Source organism: Neisseria sp. HMSC073G10 (assembly GCF_001812605.1).
Taxonomy (GTDB): Bacteria; Pseudomonadota; Gammaproteobacteria; order Burkholderiales; family Neisseriaceae; genus Neisseria; species Neisseria subflava_A.
Genome location: NZ_KV809488.1, coordinates 79,209 through 104,173, shown reverse-complemented (window position 1 = coordinate 104,173; position 24,965 = coordinate 79,209). Strand labels below are relative to the sequence as shown.

General features: G+C 48.9%; 23 protein-coding genes and 1 tRNA gene. 14 read left to right on the top strand and 10 right to left on the bottom strand.

Features of this window, described 5'->3' with window-relative positions:
- Window positions 1-45: 45 nt before the first annotated feature.
- From HMPREF2865_RS01070 to tgt, 4 genes are all read right to left on the bottom strand, one after another.
- On the bottom strand, window positions 46-537 hold the full coding sequence (locus tag HMPREF2865_RS01070; RefSeq protein ID WP_070645027.1) for a disulfide bond formation protein B: 492 nt from the start codon (window positions 535-537) through the stop codon (window positions 46-48).
- Between the two features lie 203 nt (window positions 538-740).
- Entirely contained in the window at window positions 741-1,139 is a 399-nt protein-coding gene (locus tag HMPREF2865_RS01065) for a c-type cytochrome (RefSeq protein ID WP_070645025.1), read from the bottom strand.
- A 120-nt stretch (window positions 1,140-1,259) separates the two neighbouring features.
- Window positions 1,260-2,270, bottom strand: a complete 1,011-nt coding sequence (gene hemH / locus HMPREF2865_RS01060) for a ferrochelatase (RefSeq protein WP_070645022.1) — start codon at window positions 2,268-2,270, stop codon at window positions 1,260-1,262.
- Window positions 2,271-2,355: 85 nt separating this feature from the next.
- Entirely contained in the window at window positions 2,356-3,471 is a 1,116-nt protein-coding gene (gene tgt / locus HMPREF2865_RS01055; RefSeq protein ID WP_003745960.1) for a tRNA guanosine(34) transglycosylase Tgt, read from the bottom strand.
- Window positions 3,472-3,708: 237 nt separating this feature from the next.
- Here tgt and HMPREF2865_RS01050 point away from each other — a divergent pair.
- The 11 genes from HMPREF2865_RS01050 (at window position 3,709) to accD (ending at window position 13,510) form a co-directional block, all read left to right on the top strand.
- Window positions 3,709-3,785: transfer RNA gene (locus tag HMPREF2865_RS01050), tRNA-Val, on the top strand.
- 52 nt (window positions 3,786-3,837) lie between these two features.
- The gene (gene thrS, locus HMPREF2865_RS01045; protein ID WP_070645189.1) at window positions 3,838-5,751 is read left to right on the top strand and encodes a threonine--tRNA ligase; all 1,914 of its coding nucleotides are present in this window, start codon (window positions 3,838-3,840) and stop codon (window positions 5,749-5,751) included.
- 17 nt (window positions 5,752-5,768) lie between these two features.
- A complete protein-coding gene (gene infC / locus HMPREF2865_RS01040) occupies window positions 5,769-6,290 on the top strand; it encodes a translation initiation factor IF-3 (protein WP_079453677.1) in 522 nt (173 codons plus the stop codon).
- Between the two features lie 142 nt (window positions 6,291-6,432).
- Entirely contained in the window at window positions 6,433-6,630 is a 198-nt protein-coding gene (gene rpmI / locus HMPREF2865_RS01035; RefSeq protein WP_003675505.1) for a 50S ribosomal protein L35, read from the top strand.
- A 12-nt stretch (window positions 6,631-6,642) separates the two neighbouring features.
- Entirely contained in the window at window positions 6,643-7,002 is a 360-nt protein-coding gene (gene rplT, locus HMPREF2865_RS01030) for a 50S ribosomal protein L20 (protein ID WP_070645019.1), read from the top strand.
- A gap of 248 nt (window positions 7,003-7,250) precedes the next feature.
- Window positions 7,251-8,240, top strand: a complete 990-nt coding sequence (gene pheS, locus HMPREF2865_RS01025) for a phenylalanine--tRNA ligase subunit alpha (RefSeq protein ID WP_003683075.1) — start codon at window positions 7,251-7,253, stop codon at window positions 8,238-8,240.
- A gap of 104 nt (window positions 8,241-8,344) precedes the next feature.
- The gene (pheT, locus tag HMPREF2865_RS01020; RefSeq protein ID WP_070645017.1) at window positions 8,345-10,708 is read left to right on the top strand and encodes a phenylalanine--tRNA ligase subunit beta; all 2,364 of its coding nucleotides are present in this window, start codon (window positions 8,345-8,347) and stop codon (window positions 10,706-10,708) included.
- 114 nt (window positions 10,709-10,822) lie between these two features.
- The gene (locus tag HMPREF2865_RS01015; RefSeq protein ID WP_003680933.1) at window positions 10,823-11,125 is read left to right on the top strand and encodes an integration host factor subunit alpha; all 303 of its coding nucleotides are present in this window, start codon (window positions 10,823-10,825) and stop codon (window positions 11,123-11,125) included.
- Window positions 11,109-11,456 carry a hypothetical protein gene (locus tag HMPREF2865_RS01010; RefSeq protein ID WP_070645014.1) on the top strand — a complete coding sequence of 116 codons (348 nt, stop codon included), beginning with the start codon at window positions 11,109-11,111 and terminating at the stop codon, window positions 11,454-11,456. The genes HMPREF2865_RS01015 and HMPREF2865_RS01010 overlap by 17 nt, the downstream gene beginning before the upstream one ends.
- A 326-nt stretch (window positions 11,457-11,782) precedes the next feature.
- Window positions 11,783-12,568, top strand: coding sequence for a tryptophan synthase subunit alpha (gene trpA / locus HMPREF2865_RS01005; protein ID WP_070645012.1), 786 nt, complete (start codon window positions 11,783-11,785; stop codon window positions 12,566-12,568).
- A gap of 75 nt (window positions 12,569-12,643) precedes the next feature.
- The gene (accD, locus tag HMPREF2865_RS01000; protein ID WP_070585790.1) at window positions 12,644-13,510 is read left to right on the top strand and encodes an acetyl-CoA carboxylase, carboxyltransferase subunit beta; all 867 of its coding nucleotides are present in this window, start codon (window positions 12,644-12,646) and stop codon (window positions 13,508-13,510) included.
- Between the two features lie 63 nt (window positions 13,511-13,573).
- On the opposite strand, the gene HMPREF2865_RS00995 is transcribed toward accD, so the two are convergent.
- From HMPREF2865_RS00995 to HMPREF2865_RS00970, 6 genes are all read right to left on the bottom strand, one after another.
- Window positions 13,574-14,020 (bottom strand): GatB/YqeY domain-containing protein, encoded by a 447-nt coding sequence (locus HMPREF2865_RS00995; protein WP_070645009.1) that lies wholly within the window; start codon window positions 14,018-14,020, stop codon window positions 13,574-13,576.
- A 102-nt stretch (window positions 14,021-14,122) separates the two neighbouring features.
- Complete coding sequence (rpsU, locus tag HMPREF2865_RS00990) at window positions 14,123-14,335, bottom strand: 30S ribosomal protein S21 (RefSeq protein WP_003680926.1); 213 nt, start codon at window positions 14,333-14,335, stop codon at window positions 14,123-14,125.
- A 277-nt stretch (window positions 14,336-14,612) separates the two neighbouring features.
- Window positions 14,613-16,460, bottom strand: coding sequence for a lytic transglycosylase domain-containing protein (locus HMPREF2865_RS00985; protein WP_036490298.1), 1,848 nt, complete (start codon window positions 16,458-16,460; stop codon window positions 14,613-14,615).
- 177 nt (window positions 16,461-16,637) lie between these two features.
- On the bottom strand, window positions 16,638-17,105 hold the full coding sequence (locus HMPREF2865_RS00980) for an FxsA family protein (protein ID WP_036490296.1): 468 nt from the start codon (window positions 17,103-17,105) through the stop codon (window positions 16,638-16,640).
- A gap of 165 nt (window positions 17,106-17,270) precedes the next feature.
- Window positions 17,271-18,785, bottom strand: a complete 1,515-nt coding sequence (locus tag HMPREF2865_RS00975) for a polyamine aminopropyltransferase (RefSeq protein WP_070645006.1) — start codon at window positions 18,783-18,785, stop codon at window positions 17,271-17,273.
- A gap of 127 nt (window positions 18,786-18,912) precedes the next feature.
- Window positions 18,913-19,983 carry a porin gene (locus tag HMPREF2865_RS00970; RefSeq protein WP_070645004.1) on the bottom strand — a complete coding sequence of 357 codons (1,071 nt, stop codon included), beginning with the start codon at window positions 19,981-19,983 and terminating at the stop codon, window positions 18,913-18,915.
- A 325-nt stretch (window positions 19,984-20,308) separates the two neighbouring features.
- On the opposite strand from HMPREF2865_RS00970, the gene HMPREF2865_RS00965 reads away from it, so the two are divergent.
- The 3 genes from HMPREF2865_RS00965 (at window position 20,309) to oppB (ending at window position 24,952) form a co-directional block, all read left to right on the top strand.
- Window positions 20,309-21,928 (top strand): ABC transporter substrate-binding protein, encoded by a 1,620-nt coding sequence (locus tag HMPREF2865_RS00965; protein WP_070645001.1) that lies wholly within the window; start codon window positions 20,309-20,311, stop codon window positions 21,926-21,928.
- 75 nt (window positions 21,929-22,003) lie between these two features.
- Window positions 22,004-23,800, top strand: coding sequence for an aminopeptidase P family protein (locus HMPREF2865_RS00960; RefSeq protein WP_049331283.1), 1,797 nt, complete (start codon window positions 22,004-22,006; stop codon window positions 23,798-23,800).
- A 231-nt stretch (window positions 23,801-24,031) separates the two neighbouring features.
- Entirely contained in the window at window positions 24,032-24,952 is a 921-nt protein-coding gene (oppB, locus tag HMPREF2865_RS00955) for an oligopeptide ABC transporter permease OppB (RefSeq protein WP_036472303.1), read from the top strand.
- The last annotated feature ends 13 nt before the right edge of the window (window positions 24,953-24,965 follow it).

Genomic DNA, 24,965 nt, shown 5'->3' with positions numbered 1-24,965 from the left:
AAAGGCCGTCTGAAATTTCAGACGGCCTTTTTATATCGAAACCAATCAGATTTTTCTGGTTTTCAACCAAGCCCAAAGCAGCAGCAATACCACGAAGCCGAAATACAAAATACTCCACACCGGCAGGGTGACGCCGAATAGATAGTCCGGCTCGGCGCAGTTGCCAAAGCCGCGGACGATGGGTTCAAACCAATCGAACAAAGGCCAGTCGCGCAGGCGGAAGGTCCAAGGTGCGCCGCAAGAAGGGGCAGTGCCGGGCGGCAGGCTTTGCAGCCAAATTTGATAGGCGGCGACACCTGCGCCGTAAACGGCCGGGGCGGCAATCAACAATGCCGAGAGCGAGCGGGCAAATCTGGAAGATTGCGAACTGAATGCCGTAACAATGGCCAACAGACCGACAGCCAATACGCACAAGCGTTGCAGGATACACAATACGCATGGGTTCATGCCCAAAACGTATTGGGAAATAAAGGAGCCGCAGGCGGCAAATATGGAGAGGACGACTAGAAATAAAACAGTCTTGCGGAAAAAGTTCATAACATAAAACCTTTCAGACGGCCTGGACGCAAAACAGCCGCTAAATAATGTTTACTTTAACACAAAACACATATGCTTTTTTCGGTTTGACGGTTTTTTGCGTATGTTTGTTGATGTTACGTAACCATAAATATAGAAACAAAAATGTGTCGTACAGAAAAGGCCGTCTGAAATATTCAGACGGCCTTTAGGGGAGAGACGTTTTATTTTTTCCCGTGAGATTTTTTGACATCTGTTTCAGTAATCGTACCGCCGCCATTATTAAAGGCGTTCATGATGTAAGTGGCAACGGCGGCAACATCGGCATCGTTGATGGCGGTAGAAGGCATGAAGCCGTTGTAGGGTTTGCCGTTCACTTTAATCGGGCCGTTGATGCCCTTGGTCATGCTTTGCAACAGGACTTGCGGTTTTTTATTGATATAGTCGGACTGGAATAAAGGCGGGAACATGGCACCCCGGCCTTCGCCTTTTTTGCCGTGGCAGGCGGCGCAGTTGGTTTCGTAAATTTTTTGTCCTTTGCTCATCAGCGCGGTATCAGCGGCAAAAGCGGTTGGGAGGCTGAGTGCGGTCAGAAGGAGCAGGATAGGGCGGAGTGCAGTCATGATGTGTTCCTTTTTGAGTGGTATTTTTGATGGCCACACGCTTGGTTTGCGTTTTAATAGCTTGATGATAACGCTAAAGGCCGTCTGAAAGTAGATTTTTCAGACGGCCTTTGGTTTAGGTCAAATCCAGCCTTGCAGATTGGCCCGACTTAATTGTGCAAGTGCGGCAATCCAGTCGGCGGAATCGTTGAGGCAGGGGATGTAACGGTATTCTTTGCCGCCTGCAGCGTGGAATTGTTCGCGTCCCATAATGGCGATTTCTTCCATGGTTTCGAGGCAGTCGGCCAGGAAGCCGGGGCAGAATACGTCGAGTTTGGTCGTGCCTTGTTTCGGCAGCTGATCAAACAGGGCTTGCGTGCTGGGCTTGACCCATTGGGATTTGCCAAACTGGCTTTGGAAAGAAACGATGTATTCTTGTTCGGACAAGCCCAATGCCTGCGCCAGCAGCTTGGCAGTATGGTGGCACTCGTCAGGATAGGGGTCACCGTTGTCGTGATGCTTTTGCGGAATGCCGTGGAAACTCAACATCAGTTTTTCGCCGCGTCCGTTTTGGGCCCAATAGGCTTCAATATGCTGCTTCATGGCTTGAATATAGGCGGCATCGTCGTAATAACGGGAGACGGTGCGGACGCTCATTTGGTTGCGTTGCAGCAATAACTCTTGAAACACTTTGTCCAAAGCCGCGCCGGTAGAAGAGCCGGCATATTGCGGGTAGAGCGGAATGACCAGCAACTTGCCTACGCCTTGGGCTTTGAGTTCCGCTAACACATCGGCAACGCTTGGATTGCCGTAAGTCATGGCATGACGGACGATGACATCGGGCAAATGTTTGGCCAGAGCTTCTGCTTGGCGGTGTGTGTAAACCTCAAGCGGCGAACCTTCTTTAAACCAAACTTTTTCATAGGCATGTGCGCTTTTTTTCGGGCGAAAAGTCAATACCAAGCCGCACAATATCGGTTGCCATAAGAGCTTGGGCAGTTCGACAACACGTTGATCGGACAGGAATTCTTTCAAGTAAGGCTTGACTGCGGCAGCGGTGGGCGCGTCAGGCGTGCCGAGGTTGAGCAGCAGGACGGCGGTACGGTTTTGTGCGGTGTAGGCTAAGGGCGGTTCGGTATGGAAACGGGACATGATTGTGCTTTATTAATTAAGAATATTGAGGCCGTCTGAAAAGCAGTTTGAATTAAAACCTAATTTCAGACGGCCTTTAAAAGGATTAATCCACACCGCGGGCGCGGTTTTCATGGAATTGCGCCTGCCAATCGGCAAATTTACCTTGTTCGATGGCTTCGCGCATTTCTGCCATGATGACTTGGTAGAAGTGCAGATTGTGGATGGTGTTGAGCTGTGCGCCCAAGATTTCGCCGACACGGTGCAGATGGTGCAGGTAGGAGCGGCTGAAATTCTGACAGGCGTAGCAGGTGCAGCTTTCATCAATCGGACGCTTGTCGAGTTTGTGTTTGGCGTTTTTGATTTTCAAATCGCCAAAACGGGTAAACAGCCAGCCGTTACGCGCATTGCGGGTAGGCATGACGCAGTCGAACATATCCACGCCGTGTGCCACGCCGTATACCAAGTCTTCAGGCGTGCCGACGCCCATCAAATAATGAGGTTTGTGTTCCGGCAGGATAGGGCCGACAGCACGCAACATACGGTACATTTCGGGCTTAGGTTCACCAACGGACAATCCGCCGATGGCCAAGCCGGGGAAATCGAGCTCTTCCAAGCCTTTCAGCGACTCTTCGCGCAAATCTTCATACATCGCGCCTTGTACAATGCCAAACAGCGCATTCGGGTTTTTTAGGTCTTCAAAAGCCTTTTTGCTTCGTTCCGCCCAGCGCAGGCTCATTTGCAGCGATTTTTGCGCTTGGCTGTGCGTTGCTTCGCCAGGGGTGCACTCGTCCAGTTGCATCACGATGTCGGAATTCAATACGGTTTGGATTTTCATCGACACTTCGGGCGAGAGGAACAGTTTGTCGCCGTTGATCGGGCTTTGGAATGTGCAGCCTTCTTCGGTCAGCTTGCGCATGTCGGACAGCGAGAATACTTGGAAACCGCCTGAGTCAGTCAAAATCGGCTTATCCCAGCCGATAAATTCGTGCAGGCCGCCGAATTGTTCGATGACTTCCAAACCTGGGCGCAGCCACAGATGGTAAGTGTTGCCTAAAATGATTTGTGCTTTGATGTCATGCAGGTTTTGTGGGTTCATTGCTTTGACCGAACCGTAAGTGCCGACAGGCATAAATACCGGCGTTTCGATTTTGCCGTGGTTCAATTCCAAAGTGCCGCGTCGGGCATGACCGTCTTTTTTGTGTAAGGTAAATTTGAGCATAGTAATAATAGATTGGACGTTCGCGTGTGTGCGAAATGAAAGGGCAGATTATAAAGGATTTTTCGTTGGTTGACGGCTGGATTTTATCTTTGTCAAAACAATGCTTCAGACGGCCTGAATGACGGAGGAAATAAAAAATGAGGTATAAATCAAACAAAAATATTCAGGCCGTCTGAAAAGTATTTACAGATGCTTGCAAAAGGGAACACGCTTCGTTACAATAAGCGACTTAGATGAAGGCACATAGCTCAGTTGGTTAGAGCACCACCTTGACATGGTGGGGGTCGTTGGTTCGAGTCCAATTGTGCCTACCAAATTTCCATAACGGCTTTATGCCGTTATTTTTTAATGTTTTGGAGCTTTCTGATGTTGAACATTACCTTGCCGGACGGTTCGGTCCGCCAATACGAATCACCCGTTACCGTGGCGCAAATTGCAGCGTCTATCGGTGCAGGTTTGGCAAAGGCAACGGTAGCGGGCAAGGTTAACGGTAAATTGGTGGATGCTTGCGATCCGATTACCGAAGATGCTCATGTTCAAATCATTACGCCTAAAGACAAAGAGGGCGTGGAAATTATCCGCCACTCCTGCGCGCACTTGGTCGGTCATGCGGTCAAGCAGCTCTACCCAGATGCAAAAATGGTTATCGGCCCGGTGATTGAAGACGGGTTCTATTACGATATTGCGACTGAAAAACCGTTTACGCCTGATGATGTGGCTGCTATCGAAGCGCGCATGAAAGAGTTGATTGCACAAGACTATGACGTTATTAAAGTAATGACGCCTCGTGCAGAAACCATCAAAATTTTCCAAGATCGCGGCGAAGAGTACAAATTGCGTCTGATTGAAGATATGCCTGAAGTGGAAGCAATGGGTATGTATCATCATCAAGAATACGTCGATATGTGCCGCGGTCCTCACGTTCCCAATACCCGTTTCTTGAAAAACTTTAAGCTGACCAAGCTGGCAGGCGCATACTGGCGCGGCGACAGCAACAATGAAATGTTGCAACGTGTTTACGGTACGGCTTGGGCAAGTAAAGACGAATTGAAAGCCTATATCCAACGCATCGAGGAAGCGGAAAAACGCGACCACCGTAAGCTGGGTAAACAATTGGATTTGTTCCACCTGCAAGATGAAGCACCGGGCATGGTGTTCTGGCATCCTAAAGGCTGGGCTTTGTGGCAAGTGATTGAGCAGCATATGCGTAAAGAGCTGAATGCTGCCGGTTATAAAGAGGTTAAAACGCCTCAGATTATGGATAAAACCTTCTGGGAAAAATCCGGCCACTGGGAAAACTATAAAGACAATATGTTCGTGACCAGTTCAGAAAAACGCGAATACGCGGTTAAACCGATGAACTGTCCGGGTCATGTGCAAATTTTCAATAACGGTTTGCGCTCATATCGCGATTTGCCAATGCGTTTGGCTGAGTTCGGTTCTTGCCATCGCAATGAACCAAGCGGTGCATTGCATGGTCTGATGCGTGTTCGCGGTTTTGTGCAAGATGATGCGCATATCTTCTGTACCGAAGATCAAATCGTTGATGAAGCACGTGCATTCAATGAATTGCTTGTTCGCATTTACAAACAATTCGGCTTCCATGATGTTGCTGTGAAGTTGTCCCTCCGCCCTGAGCAACGTGCAGGTTCTGACGAAGTTTGGGATAAGGCCGAACAAGGTTTGCGTGATGCATTGACCGCTTGCGGTGTAGAGTGGGAAGAGTTACCTGGCGAAGGTGCATTCTACGGTCCTAAGATTGAGTATCATGTCAAAGATGCCTTGGGTCGCTCTTGGCAGTGCGGTACCCTGCAGTTGGACTTTGTATTGCCAGAGCGTTTGAATGCCGAATATGTAACAGAAAACAACGATCGTGCGCGTCCTGTAATGTTGCACCGTGCTATTTTGGGTTCTTTGGAGCGCTTCATCGGTATTCTGATTGAAAACCATGCAGGCTCATTCCCATTGTGGCTTGCTCCGGTTCAAATGGTGATTATGAATATTACCGAGAACCAGGCAGATTATTGTCGTGAAGTGGCTGCCAAATTGCAGGAGGCAGGCTTCCGTGTCGAATTGGATTTGCGTAACGAAAAAATCGGTTACAAAATCCGTGACAACAGCCAATACCGTTTCCCTTATCAAATTGTTGTCGGCGATAAAGAGAAACAAGAAAACAAAGTTGCGGTACGCCGCAAAGCAGAAGACTTGGGTTCTTTGAATGTAGATGATTTTATTGCACAATTGCAGCAAGAAATCACTGATGCCCTCGTCAATCATTAATTTTTATAGGAGTATTCATCATCGCTCAAGAACGCGAAGCACGAATCAATGGTGAAATTACCGCCAAAGAAGTGCGATTAATCAGTGAGTCAGGCGATCAGCTTGGTGTCGTTTCAGTTCGTGAAGCTCTGGCTATGGCCGAAGAGCAAGATGTCGATTTGGTAGAAATTTCCCCGACTGCCAAACCGCCCGTTTGCAAACTGATGGATTACGGTAAATACAAATACCAACAAGCCAAGAAGCGCGACGAAGCTAAGAAAAACCAAAAGCAGGTACAAATCAAGGAAATTAAATTCCGTCCGGGTACTGATGAAGGCGACTATCAAATCAAGATGCGCAATATCAACCGTTTCCTTGCCGATGGTGACAAAGTCAAAGTGACATTGCGTTTCCGCGGTCGTGAGATGGCCCACCAACAATTGGGCGCCCAATTGCTTGAACGCGTAAAAGAAGAGTTGGCTGAAGTGGCACAAATAGAGTCTTTCCCTAAAATGGAAGGCCGCCAAATGGTGATGATGATTGCGCCTAAGAAAAAATAAAGCTATAATACAAGGCTTATTTCGATTGCCGCTCGGAATAAGGTTTAATTAGCGGCAAAAACCGTGGTATTTTGGGTTCCAAGTGTTTGAAATTTATTTCAAAACCCCTTATACCTTATCTAATAACGAATGGAGTTTTCCAATGCCTAAAATGAAAACCAAGTCTAGCGCGAAAAAACGCTTTAAAGTACTGGGTAACGGTGGTGTAAAACGCGGTCATGCGTTCAAAAGTCACATCCTAACCAAAAAAACCACTAAAACTAAACGTCAATTGCGCGGCACCGCTATGGTAGATTCACGCGATTTGGCTTCTGTTGCTAAAATGTTGCCCTACGCTTAAGGAGTTTAGAATATGCCACGCGTAAAACGCGGTGTTACCGCTCGTGCTCGTCACCAAAAAGTCTTCGCGTTAGCCAAAGGCTACCGCGGTCGTCGTAAAAACGTTTACCGTGTTGCCAAACAAGCGGTAATGAAAGCCGGTCAATACGCATACCGTGACCGTCGCCAACGCAAACGTCAATTCCGTCAACTGTGGATCGTTCGTATCAACGCAGGTGCCCGTGAAAATGGTCTGTCTTACAGCAAATTTATGAACGGCCTGAAACGCGCTACTATCGAAATCGACCGCAAAGTATTGGCTGATTTGGCTGTATTCGACAAAGCTGCATTTGCACAATTGGTTGAAAAAGCTAAAGCTGCTTTGGCTGCTTAATTCGATAAGATTATTTAAAAAGGAAGCTTATGCTTCCTTTTTTCTTTTCTTAAAGAAATCCTATGTAGTTGATTTTCTTTCTTTAAACTCTATTTTTTTATACTGATTTGCGATAAAATAGGCCCCTCTTATCAAACGGATTGGCCGCAGTAAGACAAAAGGCCGTCTGAACGGGTTTGCAATCAAATCCAACAGACGGCTTTGTTGTTTCAGGCGGCCTGCCATCAACAAACAGACGATAAACCACTATGGAAAATGTAAACCGTATCGTTGCAGAAGGTATTGCCGCTATTGAAGCCGCGCAAGACTTCAATGCCTTAGAACAAATTAAAGCACGCTATCTTGGTAAAACCGGCGAATTGACCGGACTTTTGAAAACTTTGGGTCAAATGTCTCCTGAAGAGCGTAAAACCATAGGCGCGCACATCAACGAATGCAAAAATCAGTTTCAGACGGCCTTTAATGCCAAACGCGATGCCCTGAATGAAGCCAAGCTTCAAGCCCAATTGGCTGCAGAAGCCTTGGATATTACTTTGCCGGGCCGTGCACAAGAGCATGGCGGTTTGCACCCAGTGACTTTGACTTTGCAACGTGTGGTTGAGCTGTTTCACGGTATGGGTTTTGAAGTGGCGGACGGCCCTGAAATCGAAGACGATTTCCATAATTTCCAAGCCTTGAATATTCCTGCAAATCACCCAGCGCGTGCGATGCAAGATACTTTCTACGTTGAAAACGGCGACGTTTTGCGCACACACACTTCGCCTATCCAAATCCGCTATATGCTCGACAAAAAAGAGCCGCCTATCCGCATTATTGCTCCAGGTCGTGTTTACCGTGTGGACAGTGATGCCACTCACTCGCCTATGTTCCATCAAGCCGAAGGTTTGTGGGTGGAAGAGGGCGTAACTTTTGCCGACTTAAAAGCAGTGTTCACTGACTTTATCCGTCGCTTCTTTGAACGCGATGATCTGCAAGTACGGTTCCGTCCGTCTTTCTTCCCGTTTACCGAGCCTTCTGCCGAAATCGACATTATGGGCGAAAACGGCAAATGGTTGGAAGTCGGCGGTTGCGGTATGGTACATCCTAACGTGTTGAAAAATGTGAATATCGACCCTGAAAAATATACCGGTTTCGCTTTCGGTATCGGTCTCGACCGTTTTGCCATGTTGCGCTACAACGTCAATGACCTGCGCTTGTTCTTCGATAACGATTTGAACTTCTTGAAGCAGTTTAAATAAATTTCAGATGGTCTTTTGATAGGCCGTCTGAAAAAGTGAATAGATATTACTGATTTCGTCTGATAAAAATTTGTTTCAGACGGCCTGATAGTAGAGAAAATAATATGCAATTTCCTTATTCATGGCTGAAAACCCAAGCCAATCCTGATCTTTCTGCCGATAAACTGGAACATCTTTTGACCATGGCCGGTTTGGAAGTGGAAGAAATCGATACTGCCGCCCCTGCTTTCAGTGGCGTGGTTGTTGCCGAAGTAAAATCTGTTGAGAAACATCCTGATGCCGACCGTTTGAACGTTACCCAAGTTGATGCCGGTACGGGCGAGTTGGTTCAGATTGTTTGTGGTGCGCCGAATGTCAAGCCGGGTATTAAAGTGCCGTGTTCGTTGCCGGGTGCCGTTTTGCCGGGTAACTTTAAAATTAAGCCGACTAAAATGCGCGGCGTACCATCAAACGGTATGCTGTGTTCGACCAATGAACTGGGTTTGCCAGATGATGGTGTAGACGGCCTGCACATTCTGCCTGAAGATGCGCCTGTCGGTATCAATATCCGCGAATACTTAGATTTGGACGATACGCTGTTTACGTTGAAAATTACGCCTAACCGCGCTGATTGCTTGAGTGTTAAGGGTATTGCGCGTGAGGTTTCTGCGTTGACTCAATGTGCGTTTACGCCTGTTGAAATTCAGACGGCCTCTATCGACAGTGAGAAAAAACAGGCTGTCCGTATTGATGCACCGGCCGATTGCGGTCGTTTTATCAGCCGCGTTATTGAAAATGTCAATGCGAAAGCGGCTACTCCCGATTGGATGAAACAACGTTTGGAACGCAGCGGTATCCGCAGCATTTCCGCATTGGTGGACATCGGCAACTATGTGATGCTGGAAATCGGTCAGCCTATGCATGTTTTCGATGCTGACAAGCTGTCAGGCAGTTTGATTGTCCGCCGTGCTCAAAATGGCGAGACTTTGGCGTGTCTGAACGAGAAGACGGTTACTTTGGCTGACAATACACTGGTGGTCGCTGATGAAAAAGGTGCGTTGAGCTTGGCCGGCTTGATGGGCGGCGAGGCAAGCGCGGTTTCAGATGACACGCAAAATATCGTACTGGAAGCTGCTTGGTTTGCTCCGGAGATTATTGCGGGTAAATCCCGTCAATACGGTTTTGGTTCGGATTCTTCTTTCCGTTTTGAGCGTGGTGTGGATTACTGCTTGCAAGCTGATGCCATTGAGCGTGCTACCGAATTGGTGTTGCAGATTTGTGGTGGCGCAGCCGGTGAAATGGTTGAAGCACAAGGTAAATTGCCTGAGACAAAACAGGTCGAATTGCGTTTAGGCCGTCTGAAAACGGTATTGGGCGTTGAAATCCCTGCCGAGCAAGTCGAAATTATCTTGCAACACTTGGGTTTGCAGCCTGATAAAATTGCAGAAGGCTTCCGTGTCACTTCTCCTAGCTTCCGTTTCGACATCGAAATCGAAGCCGATTTGATTGAAGAAATCGGCCGCGTTTACGGTTATGAAAATATTCCTGACGACTATACTTCAGGCCGTCTGAAAATGTTGGCTTTGCCTGAAACCAAACGCCCGCGTTTTGCGGTTTATAACGAAATGGCGGCTCGCGGTTACCGCGAAGTGGTCAGCTATGCGTTTGTGGATGAGCAATGGGAGCAAGACTTTGCTGCCAATACCAATCCTATCCGCCTGCAAAATCCGTTGGCGGCGCAGTATGCCGTCATGCGTTCTACGCTTATCGGCGGTTTGGTGGAAGTTTTGCAAAACAATTTGAACCGCAAGCAAAACCGAGTACGCGTGTTTGAAATTGCCCGTGTGTTCAGCAAAGATTTGACTGATCAATTTGTTCAAAACGAACGTATCGGCGGTTTGTGGTATGGCTCCGTATTTCCTGAGCAATGGGGTGAGAAAACACGCAACGTAGATTTTTACGATATGAAAGCCGATGTTGAGAGCCTTTTGAAAAACAAGGAAGTATCCTTTGTTAAGACCGAACACCCGGCATTGCATCCTGGTCGTGCCGCCAATATTGTTTCAGACGGCAAAGTAGTTGGTTTTGTTGGCGAGTTGCATCCGAAATGGCTGCAAAAATATGATTTGCCACAAGCGCCGTTGGTATTTGAAATCGATATGGATGCGGTATTGGGTCGTGAGAAAACCCGTTATCAGTCTGTATCCAAATTCCAACCTGCACGCCGAGATTTGGCATTTGTAATGCCTGAAGCTGTGACGCATGATGATTTGTTAAATGCCCTGAAAGCGGCGACGAACAAGTTGGTTCAAGAAATCAGTGTGTTTGACGTTTACCGCGGTACGGGCGTGCCTGAAGGCATGAAGAGCGTTGCCGTCAAAATCATTTTGCAAGATATGGAAAATACGTTGACAGATGAAGTCATCGAACCTTTGGTTGCGAAAATGATTAAAGCGGCAGCCGAAAAAGGCGCACAGCTTCGCGCTTAAAATAAGATAAAAGTTGTCGCCAAAAATTGCCAATAATATTTGATTTTTTGGTGAGGACTTGATTTTTAAAAGAATTTTGGTAATAATTGCACCAGTTTGAATGAAGGTAAACACATGACACTAACTAAAGCAGAATTGGCTGATATTTTGGTCGACAAAGTCAGCAACGTCACCAAGAATGATGCCAAAGAAATCGTCGAGCTCTTTTTTGAAGAAATCCGCAGCACTTTGGCGCGTGGTGAAGAAATTAAAATTTCCGGTTTCGGTAATTTTCAATTGCGCGACAAACCTCAACGCCCTGGCCGTAACCCTAAAACAGGCGAAGAAGTGCCGATTACCGCACGCCGTGTGGTAACTTTCCATGCCAGCCAAAAACTCAAAGGCATGGTGGAGCATTACTATGACAAACAACAATAATCCGGTTATTCCTGCCAAGCGTTATTTTACGTTGGATGAAATGTGCCAATTGTTGCAAATCAGCCCGGCTCAGTTTGCTCAATGGCAACATGAAAATAATGTTGTGATTGGATACGGTGGCGATCGATATACGCGCTCAGATGTAGTTAAGTTGTTGAAACTGAAAGATACGTTTGAACCGTACATCGATACATTCAGCCGTGGCGCTTTGGATGCAAACGGCAATCCTGCCGCCAATGCGGAAGAAGTTCGTCATGGTCTGATGCAGATTTTGTCTGATTTGGAGCGTCATCTTGGTTCTGAACAACAAAACCACCATGTCGAACTGTAATCGATAGGGAAATTTTGATCAAAAGTGCGAAGGCATACAAAGATTTGCATAATTGATTCTAATAAAGGCTGTTTGAATGATTTTCAGACGGCCTTTATTGTTTTATATTGCTTTCAAAATATCAGAATCTTGATTGCAAATGATTCTACGAAATAGCCGTAAATGTTATACTTAGCCTCTTGTTTGCCGATTGGGAAGAAACAGTCATTAGATAATGCGGATAGATGCCGTCTTTTCATGGCAGACTGAGGTTTTTAAAACAAATGTAACGGCAGAATAAATAGGCTGCCGGACAACATTCAAATCGATGAAATGGATAGCAGAAAATGAGCAGAATCCAACAAACTTTTTCAGCGCTCAATGGCGCAAAAGCACTGATTCCTTATATTACGGTGGGTGATCCCAGCCTTGAGACAACCTTGGCATTGATGCATAGCCTGGTGGCTAATGGTGCTGATATTTTGGAACTGGGTGTGCCGTTTTCTGACCCGATGGCGGATGGCCCGACTATTCAACGTGCGGCTGAAAGGGCGTTAGCAAATCATGTTTCTTTGTGCGACGTATTGGAAACAGTACGCTTGTTCCGCCAAACCAATGATAAAACGCCGGTTGTCTTGATGGGCTATTTGAACCCTGTACATAAAATGGGCTATCAGGCGTTTGCGCAAGCGGCTGCCGAAGCAGGCGTAGATGGTGTGTTGACCGTGGATTCTCCGGTAGAAACCATTGCGCCTTTGCATGAATCGTTGAAAGCGCAAGGTATTGATTGTATTTTCCTTATTGCGCCAACGACAACTGAAGAGCGTATTCAAACGATTGCCAAAGTAGCCGGCGGTTTTGTGTATTATGTATCGCTCAAAGGCGTGACCGGTGCAGCAAGTTTGGATACTGAAGAAGTTTCGCGTAAAATAGAGCTTTTGCGCAAATACATTGATATTCCGATTGGTGTCGGCTTCGGCATCAATAATGCGGAGAGCGCGCGTAAGATTGGAGCGGTGGCGGATGCCGTTATTGTCGGCAGCCGTATCGTCAAAGAGATTGAAAGTCACGCGGGTAGCGAGGCTGAGGCAGTAGGCGCGTTAGTTAAAGAGTTGAAAGACGCAATTCGCTAAATTTTTCCATTCCATTGTTTCAGACGGCCTTACGTTCAACTGGCTGACTGAATTCTGAATCCTAAGGAGTCATTCATGAGCTGGCTAGATAAAATTCTTCCTCCGAAAATTAAAAACCGAAGCAGTTCGTCCAGCGTTCCTGAAGGTCTGTGGCACAAATGTCCGTCTTGTTCGGCAACGGTTTACTCAACCGAGTTGAAACAAAACAGCGAAGTCTGCCCAAAATGTAATCATCACAATCCGCTTTCTGCGCGCGAACGTTTGGACCTGCTTTTGGATGAAGAAGGCCGTGAAGAGATTGCAGCCAATATTAAACCGACAGACCCGCTGAAATTTAAAGACAGCAAAAAATATCCGGACCGCCTTACTGCTGCGCGTAAAGCAACCGGCGAGGACGATGCTTTGGTTGTTATGAAAGGCACCATGAACGGCCTGCCTGTCGTGGTGGCTGCATTTGAATTCCGCTTTATCGGCGGCTCCATGGGTTCGGTCGTGGGTGAGCGTTTCGTGCAGGGTGTGCGCCGTGCTGTTGCAGATAATTGTTCGTTTATTTGCGTGGCGGCTTCCGGTGGTGCGCGTATGCAGGAAGGTTTGAACTCTTTGATGCAGATGACGAAAACCAGCGCGGCTTTGCATTTGCTGACTGAAAAACGTCTGCCGTTTATTTCCGTATTGACCGACCCGACCATGGGCGGCGTATCTGCCAGCTTTGCCTTCTTGGGCGATGTGGTTTTGGCAGAACCGAATGCTCTGATTGGTTTTGCAGGTCCACGCGTTATTGAGCAGACTGTACGTGAAACCTTGCCGGAAGGTTTCCAACGTGCAGAATTCTTGTTGGAGAAGGGCGCAATCGACCAAATCGTCGATCGCCGTTCCATGAAAAAACGTATCAGCGATTTGATTACTTTGTTGCGTCATGAGAGCAAAGTAACTGCTGCTTGATTGGCACAATAAGAAAGGCCGTCTGAAAATAATATTTCAGACGGCCTTTTTAATTATTGATGATTAAGCAGTCAATGCGGCTTTTAAAACCTTGTTGACTTCGCCCATGTCGGCTTTGCCGGCCAGACGGGTTTTCAATACGCCCATGACCTTGCCCATATCTGCCATGCCTGATGCACTGGTTTCTACAATGGCTGCTTCAACGACAGTCTTGATTTCTTCTGCAGACATCATTTGCGGCAGATAGCGGTTGAGGATTTCAATTTCCGCGTTTTCTTTGTCAGCCAAATCTTGACGGCCGGCTTCGGTATAAATTTTGGCGCTGTCTTTGCGCTGTTTTACCATTTTGGTCAGGATAGAGATGACTTTTGCGTCATCGGCTTCGGTGCGCTCATCTACTTCAAATTGTTTGATGGCGGCATTAATCAGGCGGATGGTGCTTAAAGAGACTTGGTCTTTGGCACGCATGGCGGTTTTCATGTCTTCGGTTAATTGTGTTTTTAGGCTCATAATGTTCTCACTTTATATCAATAAAAAGGTGCCGTCTGAAAAACAAAACACACCGCAAAGCTGCCCTTGCGGTGTGTCGTTTATCACAGGGCAGGCCTGTAATTAGTACATTTTAGGAGGCAGTTGTTGGCTGCGCAGGCGTTTTTGCAGACGTTTGGCTGCAGCAGCTTTTTTGCGTTTGCGTTCGGTAGTTGGTTTTTCGTACGCTTCACGGGCGCGCAGTTCGGTCAACAGACCGGTTTTTTCTACGGCACGTTTGAAACGACGCATGGCAACTTCAAATGGTTCATTCTCTTTAACACGAATAGCAGGCATTTTATTTCCTTTAAATTTTGTTCAATCAAACCGTTTTAAGAAATAGAGGACGGTTTGTCATAATGGGGGAGTTGTTGTATCGCTGGTTTGCCTAGGGCAGGGCGGTATACGCGCCGTGATGTAAACATCACCTCCTAACAAGTCGGCTTTTGCCGTTCAAGTGACCTTTTCGGTCAGAAACAATCGGGCGATTATCTTATAAACCCGATAGTCTGTCAAGGTTGTAGGCCGTCTGAACGTTTGATTCTGTCGCACTTTTCAGACGGCATATCGGGTATTAATAACGGCCGGGAACCGTACCCATACGTTGTTTCAACGAAGTTTGCGGTTCGTTGAACAATGACGCGTAATAAGTCGCGTTGGTCATGACTTTTTTCACGTAATCGCGGGTTTCGGTAAATGGGATGGTTTCGGCGTAAATAGCGCCTTCCAAAGGCGAAGAAGCCTGCCAGTTGCGGGCGCGGCCTGGGCCGGCGTTGTAGCCTGCGGTGGCCATCACTTCGTTATTTTGCAGGCGGCGTTTGGCATCTGCCATGTACCACGTACCCATGCGGATATTGCCGTCCATGGTGTAGAGTTCGCTGCTGCTCATGCCGATTTTGCCGGCGATTTCGCGGGCGGTTGCAGGCATGACCTGCATCAGGCCTTGTGCGCCGACGCTGGATTGCGCGCCCATGACAAAGCGGCTCTCTTGGCGAATCAAACCGTAAACCCATGCCGGGTCAACGCCTGCCTGTGTGGCATAGCGGACGGTCAGGTCTTTAAACGGAGAGATATAGCGCAGTTTGTAGTTGAGTTTGTGGTCGGTACGGTCTGCGCTGTTGATCGCCATGTCGTAGAACTGGTTGTCAAAAGCGACTTGTGCGGCAGTCAGCAGGTTGTCTTCGTTGAAGTCGCGGGTGGCAAAACGCCATTCTGCCTGTGCCTGACGGCGCATTTTGGAATCGCCGTTGCTTTGGCTGTTTTTAAACAGAACCAATGCGCGTTTGATGGCGCCGTCTTCGCTCATGCGGCGGACGTCTCTGGCATCGGCATCGGAAACATTGTTGCGCGTATTGATGCGGCGGCCCAGTTCTTCACCAGCCAATACGGCGTAGAAATTGCGGCCGGAAGCAGCGGCTTTTTCATACATTTCTTTGGCTTGGCTGTTTTTGCCTTGTGCGGCAAAGCTGCGACCCAGCCAATATTGCCATGTCGGGTCTTTTTGCAGTTTTTCAGGCATATGCTGAATCACGCTTGCCAATTCGTCCCAACGTTGCAGGCGCAAGGCGGCGCGTGCGTACCATTCCAATTGCTCGTCGGTCAGTTGCTTGCGGTCGGAAACGCGGCCGTAGTAGCTCAAAGCAGTCGGCATGTTTTGGCTTTGTGCATGGTAGTGGCCCAATACGCCCCATGCGAAGCTGCGTTGTTCGCGGCTGAGGCCGGATTCCATGTCGGACAGGGTGGCGGCGGCAGAAGCGGATTTGCGTGCATCTTTGCCGATTACGCTCAACAGGCTGTATTCGGTCGCACCTTGCGCGCCACCTTCAAACGGGCTGCCCAATGCGGTGGCGAGGTTGCGTGCATCCGTGGTTTGGCTGTTGCTCAACAAGCCGCGCACGCGACGCCATGCGTCGTTGGTGTTCAGACGGCCTGAAGCTGCCGTACTTTCAACCAAGCGGGTACAGCCGGCAGGCAGTTTGCCGGTCACGCGAACCAGCTCGGCGGCTTTGCTGTAATTGCCGCTGCTCAAATCGGCATAACATTGCACTTCTTGTGCGACGCCGGCGGCGTTCAATTTACTGAATTCTTGACGGAACAAATCCCACTGGCCGCGCGCGCCCAAGGTTTTCAGCCATTCGTTGCGGACGTTTTCAGCCATTGCGCTGTCGCTGGCTTGGGATAAAAATTGTTGTACCCAAGCATCGTCGCCGCGTTTGGCAGCATCGATGGCGCTTTGGTATTGGCTGTAATCGGACAGGACTTTGGATTCGCTGTCGGCGCGGCGTGAAGGGATAGAAGTGGATTTAGGCTGAACGACGCTTTCGGTTTTCGAAGCAGTCGGTGTGTTTTGGGTGGCGCACGCCGATAAAACAGCGGCGGTAATCAAGCTGAGGGAGAGAGGGAAAAGACGTTGAACGTTCATTGGATACCGTGTCGTTTTTAGAATCAAAATAGCTGCTTATTTTAAATGATTTATGCGGAATAACCGAATTACAAACTGATATTTACATTTTCAAAGCCCGGAAATGACTCAGGCCGTCTGAAATATGAAACACTTTTGAGTATTCCTAATTCAGACGGCCTGTTATGAAGGAAGTCGTCAATCGGGTTTGTGTTCGATATAGTCTTGCGGTTTGTCGGCTTTGCCGGTGCGCGTAACCGTGTATTCGCCTTCGATAATGTCTTCATCATCTTTGGCTGGGCCGTAAGTCTGACGGCTTTGGAAAGACTGTGCAGAAGAAACCGGCGTATTGCCTTTAAACGGAATCAGCAAGAGCAGGGCGACGGCGGTTGAAATAAAACCGGGGCTGAGCAGGAAAACCGCGGCGGCGGTATAGCGAATCGGCCACAGCATTTGATAGAGGGAAATGTTTTGGCCGCTGCGGACGGCTGCACCTGCGAGCAAAAGGCCGGAAATGCCGGTATGGCGCAGCATAAAGATACCGCTGATAAAGCTGACGGCCATCACAAACAGCGTCCAGCCGCCGCCTATCCAGTCGGCAACCCAGACGATGGACATGATTTCCAAAAAGATTAAAACCAAAAAACCGATTCCAAAATACTGCATAAGTGTTTGTTCCTTCATTCAACGGATAGTGTCGATTGTGTTTTATCTAGATAAAGATAAACCTTATTTTTTCAAGCAAATGCTGTGTGAAAAAGGGTAAACGGGTAATGAGGCCGTCTGAACGGAGATAAAAAAGACTGATGTTTCAGACGGCCTTTAGATATTCTATCGCATCACATTGTTCCAATCGCTTTCAAAATAGCTGACGAGAATTTGGTTGTTCAAATAATTTGCTTCAACCTTGCGCCTTGCCATATCGGGCGGAAAACGGAACATTTCGGCGGCGGTTTGGGCATTGAGATAGCGGGTGGGTACGTCGAATTTTTGCGGAATGGGGAAGTTTTGGTCAAACCCTGCCAGCACAAATCCCCATTCGCCAAAGGAGGGGACGTAGACATGATAGGGCGCAGTGTTCAACTTGGCCGCTTCGAGGGTGGCGACGACCGACCAATAGGCGTTAGGGGCGAAATAAGGCGAAGTCGATTGCACAACAATCTTGCCCTGCGGCTCAAGATGGCGGGCAACGAGGCGGTACATGGGGACGGAGTAGAGTTTGCCCAGCGAGAAATTGGAGGGATCGGGCAGGTCGATGATGATGACGTCGAATTTTTCAGACGACCCTTCCAGCCATTTGGCGGCATCGTCGTTGACGACGTGCATTTTGGGATGGGACAGTGAGCCTTGGTTGAGCGCGCTTAAGGTGGCGGAGGTTTTAAAAGTAGCGGTCATGTCGGGGTCGAGATCGACCAAAGTAATATTTTTGACTTGCGGATATTTCAAGACTTCGCGTGCCGCCAAGCCGTCGCCGCCGCCGAGAATCAGGACGCGTTCGGCATTGGGAACCATCTGCATGGCGGGCAGAACGAGTGCTTCGTGGTAACGGGCTTCGTCGCGTGAGGAGAATTGCAGGTTGCCGTTGATATAGAGGCGGGTGTCGTCTTTCCAGCGGGTCACGACCAGCCTTTGGTAGGGCGAGTGGCTTTGATAGACGACGGGATCGCCGAAATAGCTTTGTTCGGCTTTGAAGGAAATGCGGTCGGCGTAGGCGAAGATGACGGCGAGGATGGACAAGACAATCAGCACACGCAGGCGGATGGCGCGGTAGCGTGGCAGTTCGGCTTTAAACACGCGCGCGGTCAGGTAGGCGACGGCGGCGTTGAGGATGCCGAACAATAAGGCGGAACGCGCCATGCCGAGTTTGGGGGCGAGCAGGAGCGGAAATAATAACGAGACGGCAAGTGCGCCCAAGTAGTCGAAGGTCAATACTTTGGAAACGAGTTCTTTAAACTCCGCGCCTTTTTGGTTTAACACGCGCATAACCAACGGGATTTCCATGCCGACAACCATGCCGACAATCAGCACAAAAGCGTAGAGCAGGGTGCGGAACGGTGCGGCGGATAAACCGAAGGCCACAAATAATGCCAGCGCGGAAATGCCGCCGATGACGCCGACCAGAAGTTCGATTTCGATAAAGCGGTGCAATACGTCTTTATCTTTGATGTATTGGGTTAGGTGCGCACCTATGCCCATCGAGAAAAGGTAAAGTCCGATTACGGAGGAAAACTGCAAAATACTGTCGCCCAAAAGATAGCTTGCGAGCGCGGCGATGATGAGCTCGTAAGCGAGGCCGCAGCTGGCGACGATGAAGACGGAGATAATGAGGGTGCGGTGGGCATTCATGATGACGTTTTTGTAGCTTGAGTGTGGGCAATGTAATGATTTTTAAGGTGGGCTGCAAGTTTATTTATAGGATGTAGAAAAGGCCGTCTGAACGAATTGTTTCAGACGGCCTTTAATCTGTCAGGCATTAATAGCGGTGTTTGAATACCATGCCCACTGCGTAAGAAGATTTTTTCGGCAAATCTTCGTCGTATTTCGGATTGACGTTTTCTTTCAACCAGCCGGCGCCGAGTGTGGCGGTTGTCCGTTTGGAGAAGCTGTAATCGGTGCTGACGGCGACGTGTTTGTAGTTTTCGCCGACAGAGCTTTTACCGTAGGCGAAGCCGATTTGAGGTTTGAAATTGCCTACTTTGTATGAGCCGGACACCATAAATTCTTTGGTGTTGTTAATTTCTTTGTCGTAAGAACCGGCTACGTTGCCTGCCGCATCTTTCCATACGCCCCAGCAGCTGAAGCCGTCGCAAGTGTTTTTGGCGTATTGGAACGCGGCATCGACGGAAATTTTGTCTTTGCTGTATCCGGCCATGAATGCGTGGGCTTGGAAGTCTTTGGTTTCGGTTGGAGAGTCGTTGGGTGCGTATTCGGCAGCGTAGTGCGCGTTAAAGCCGTTGTTGGGGTGGTAGTAGTCCACGCCCCAGCCGAAGACCCAGTCGCCGTCACGTTTTTTGTCCGGATTCCAGTCGTTGTTGTTGCGCGCGGCATTGGAACCTGGGGAGACGTTGAATTTGAATTGGAAACCGTTTTTCCAAGGTGACTCATAAGCCATAGAAACGCGGCGTTGGCCGAAACGGGAAATTTTGCCGAATTCCAAAATCGGGCTGTTGGTGTCGAAAGGGTTCAGATAGATGCTGTTCATAGGGGTACTGATGTAACCCATTTTGACGGTGCCGAGGTTTTTGTAGCTGTTGAGCGCAACGTATGAGTCAGCAGTACCCCAGCCGCCCCAGCGGTCGGAATCGAAGTAAATAAAGGAGCCAAGTTGCCATTTCAACCATAAGTCGTTGTTGAGCGGTACTTCATCAGAGAGATAAAGACTGGAACTTTTATCGGAAATGGTTGTAGAGGTTACACCGGTTTTATTGTTGTGTTCGACCTCGGTCATGATGTAGATGGTACCGCTCATTTTAGGTTCGGCGTGGGCGAAGCTTATGGAAGAACCGATGAGGGTAGTGGCAACAAAACAAGATAACTTGTTCATTTTGTTCTCCTTTTATGTCTTTTTTTTAATTTGGGACGGGAAATTCGGATAATCTTATTTGACAAATTATAAAAAATCAATACATTTGTAACTTATCGTAGGATAAATTGAAAAATAGTTTTCAGTTACGTATTTTTGTGTTAATTTGCCGACAATCTTAGACGGCTGCTTTTATTTCGATGGTATAGGTAGTTTTAAACACTATTTTTATATTTAGAAATAGAGGATTTAACTGGGTTTAAAAACCTCAAATATTTGTAGTTAAGTGTAGTTTGAATGATCAGGCCGTCTGAAAAAGAAAAATACCCAAAAGAAGGAATGAAATATGGCCGGAAAAACCTATCCGCTGTTGGCTGCATCATTGGCCGCCGTATTTGCGTTGTCGGCGTGCAGCCGCGATGTCAAACCCGCCCCTGAGTTTAAGCGTACGGATTATGAGCGCGTGGTGGTCAGCAACGGCGTCGAGCCGGGCACGTTGGACCCGCAGATGAGCGGCGATATGGCGGCAGGTGCGATTATCCGCCAGCTGATGGATGGTTTGGTCGGTACGGATGCCGAAGGCAAAACCATTCCTGCTTTGGCGGAAAGATGGGAAAGCAAGGGCGAGCGTGTCTGGACTTTCCATCTGCGTGATGCCAAATGGAGCAATGGCGATCCGATTACCGCCGAGGATTTTGTGTACAGCTTCCGCCGTCTTGCTGATCCGGCTACCGGCGCACCTTTCGGCAGCTATTTGGTCGATGCCCAAGTGGAAAATGCGGAAGATATATTAAACGGCAAAGCCAAGCCTGAGACATTGGGCGTGAAGGCGTTGGACGCAAAAACCCTGCAATTTACGCTGATTGCGCCCGTACCTTATTTCCCCGATATGCTGATTCAGCAATTCACGTTTCCGGTGCACCGCGCCACTGTCGAAAAATACGGCAATAAGTGGACGCAACCCGGTCATTATGTTTCCAGTGGCGCTTATCTGTTAAAGGATTGGAAAGTCAACAGCCACATCAATATGGAACGCAACCCCAATTATTACGATAAAGACAAAGTGGCCATTCCGAAGGCGGTTTTCTTGTCAGGCAGCGGTGAATACAACCGTTATCGCGCCAATGAAATTGACGTAACTTACGGCATTCCCAGCGATCAGGTCAAAGTGGCGGATATTGAGTTTCCGGGACAAGTGAAACGTACAACTTCCTTGTGCAGCTGGTATTTGGAGCCGAACCACGAAGCAGCGCCGTTTAATGATCCGCGCGTCCGCAAGGCGCTCAATATGCTGACGCGCCGCGACATCGTCGTCAAAGTGGGCGGCCGCGGCGATACGCCTGCCTTCCAATTGACGCCGCCGCAAATGCAGGGCGTGATTCCTGTTTATCCGGAGTGGAAGGAGTGGACACCTGAAAAACGCATCGAAACCGCACGCAAACTGTTGAACGAAGCAGGCTACAACGATGAACATCCGCTTGAGTTCGATATTTTGTACAGCACCAGCGAAGCGTCTAAAAAACAAATCACTGCCGTGCAGTCGGTGTGGAAAGCCGCCATTCCGTTTATCCGTCCGACTTTGTCCAACGAGGAATGGAAAACTTATTTGGATACGCGCGCACAAGGCAATTTCAAAGTTTCGTTCAGCGGCTGGTGTTCCGATTTCAATGATGCGGCGGGCATGCTCAATATCTTGAAATCCAACAACTCAAACAATGCATTCCGCTACAAAAGCGCGGCGTTTGATACATTTATGAACAATACGCTGAAAGATGGTGTCAGCAAGGAAGCGCGCAGCCAGCTCTATGCCGATGCGGAGAAGCAGCTTCAAGAAGACGCTACACTGATTCCGTTGTATCATCAGGTTGAAGTGCGTATGGTCAAACCCGATATTATCGGCTATTCCGACAAAGACCCTTTACGGAACTACACAGTCAAGAACTGGTCGTTCGCACCGAAAAAATAGATTGATTATAGACAGCACAAGTTTTCAGACGGCCTTGATGACAGAGGCCGTCTGAAACAACAGGAGACATAACACATGAAATCTGTACAACAACGTTTGTCCGCTTTACGCGAAGCTATGAAAAAACATGGCGTGGACGCGTTTGTCATCCCTTCCGCCGATCCGCACCTTTCCGAATACCTGCCCGAGCATTGGCAGGCACGTCGCGATTTTTCCGGCTTTACCGGTTCGGCCGGTACTTTGGTGGTAACCGCCGATAAAGCAGGCGTGTGGACGGACAGCCGCTATTGGGAACAGGCAGGCCAACAGCTCGCGCCAAACGGCATCGAGCTGCAAAAAATGGGCGTTGATGCGCCTTATACCGAGTGGTTGGCACAAAATCTGCCCGAGGGCGCAGTCGTCGGCGCGCCTGCCGATATGTTCGCACTCAGCGGCGAGCGCGGTTTGAAACAGGCACTTGCCGCCAAAAACATCCGCCTCGAATATCCTGAAACTTTGTTGGACGAAGTGTGGGACGACCGTCCTGCATTGCCGACTCCGGAAATCTACGTTCACCATCCCGACTATGTTTCCGAAACGGCGGCCGAAAAATTGGCCCGTATCCGTGCGGCCATGAAAGAGCAGGGCGCAGATGCGCATTTGGTTTCTTCTTTGGACGACATCGCTTGGATTACCAATCTGCGCGGCGATGATGTACCGTTCAACCCTGTGTTCTTGTCCCATCTGTTTATCAGTCAAGACAAAGCCGTATTGTTTACCGATGCAGGCCGTCTGAAAGCCGAATCTGCCGAAGCCTTGAAAGCGGCAAGTTTTGAAGTTTTGCCTTATGCGCAAGCGGCGGACTATTTGGCAGGCGTTAAGGGCGCATTGCTGATTGATCCGAACAAAACTGCTGTCGGTACTTTGCGCCGCCTGCCTGAAGACGTTCGTTTGATTGAAGCCATCCACCCAAGCACATTCTTCAAATCAGTCAAATCCGATGCCGATATCGCCCATATCCGCAATACCATGGCGGAAGACGGCGCGGCATTGTGCGGCTTCTTTGCCGAGTTTGAACAAATCTTGGCAGACGGCGGCGAATTGAGCGAGCTGGATATCGACGGCATGCTCTACAAACACCGCAGCCAACGTCCCGGCTTTATTTCGCCAAGTTTCGATACCATCGCGGGCTACAATGCCAATGCCGCCTTGCCTCATTACAGTGCGACACCAGAAAACAACAGTAAAATCAAAGGCGACGGTATGCTGCTGATTGACTCCGGCGGCCAATACTGGGGCGGTACGACCGACATCACGCGCGTGGTTCCTGTCGGCAATCCGAGTGCGGCCATGAAACGCGATTACACTTTGGTGTTGAAGGCGCATATTTCTCTGGCTGAGACCATTTTCCCTGAAAACATCAAAGGCCCGATGATTGATGCCATCTGCCGCAAATCGCTCTGGCAGGCACAATGCGATTATGGTCACGGTACCGGTCATGGCGTGGGCTATTTCCTCAATGTGCATGAAGGCCCGCAAAGCATTGCCGTTGCCGCCGTGCCGCAACCGCATCACGCGATGCAGTCAGGCATGCTGACTTCCAACGAGCCGGGTCTTTACCGTCCGGGTAAGTGGGGTATCCGTATCGAAAGCCTGGTAATCAACCGTCCGGTTGAAAACCCTGAGGAAACCGAGTTCGGCAAATTCCTGTATTTTGAAACCGTTACCCTCTGCCCAATCGATACGCGCCTGATTGATACCAAACTGATGACCGGCAGCGAAATCGAATGGCTGAACCAATATCACGCCGAAGTGCGCCGCCGTCTCGAGCCTTTGACAGAAGGCGCGGCCAAAGCATGGCTGATTGAACGCACCGAACCTTTGGCGCGTTAACGTGAAAGGCCGTCTGAAACGGCGGATACAAAATTTCAGACGGCCTTATAACAACAATTATCTAAAAACTAAAAAACCTTACCCGACTCCGAATAAAAACAATAACCCGGTCGGAATAGAGAGAGAAACCGGCGCGGCGACGTTTCAGACGCCTGCTGCCATTCATCCGATTTCCGCTTCAGGTCAGCTTGTTTTCACGAGTCCGGTATGTTCAGACAGGACAGCCTGATTATGTTGAAATTCATCATCAAACGGATATGTGCTTCCATCCCGACCATGCTGGTGTTGATTACCGTATCGTTTTTCCTGATGCGGCTTGCACCGGGCAGCCCGTTCACAGGCGAACGCAACCTGCCGCCTGCGGTCATGGCCAACATCGAAGCCAAATACCACCTTAATGATCCGATGTACCTCCAATATTTCCACTACCTCAAGCAGTTGGCACAGGGAGATTTGGGACCGTCGTTCAAATATAAAGATTTCAGCGTTAATGAGTTGCTTGCCCAATCCCTGCCGGTATCGGCAGAACTTGGCTTCTACGCCTTTTTGATTGCCGCCATCTTCGGTATGTTTATCGGCATCATCGCCGCCTTAAAACAAAACAGTTGGCTGGATTATTCGCTGATGAGCGGCGCGATGACCGGTATCGTCGTTCCCAGCTTTGTGATGGCGCCGGTATTGGTGCTGGTGTTTGCCGTCAGACTGCAATGGCTGCCTGCCGGCGGTTGGAACGATGGCGCACTAATGAACTTGATTTTGCCCGTCGTTACTTTGTCCATCGGTTATGTATCCAGTATCGCGCGGATTACGCGCGGCGCGATGATTGAAGTATTGAACAGCCCCTTTATCCGCACGGCACGCGCCAAAGGCCTGCCCATGAGCCGCATCATTCTGCGCCATGCGCTGCGTCCCGCCATGCTGCCGATTGTTTCTTTCTTAGGCCCGGCATTCGTCGGCATCATCACCGGCTCCATTGTGATTGAAAACGTGTTCGGTATTCCCGGCGTTGGACAATTATTTGTCAACGGCGCGCTCAACCGCGACTACGGCATGATTTTGGGTTTGACGATTTTGGTCGGCATCATGACCATTTTGTTCAACGCCATCCTCGATATTCTGTATGCCATTATTGACCCGAAAATCCGTTATTAATCCCATTTGCGCA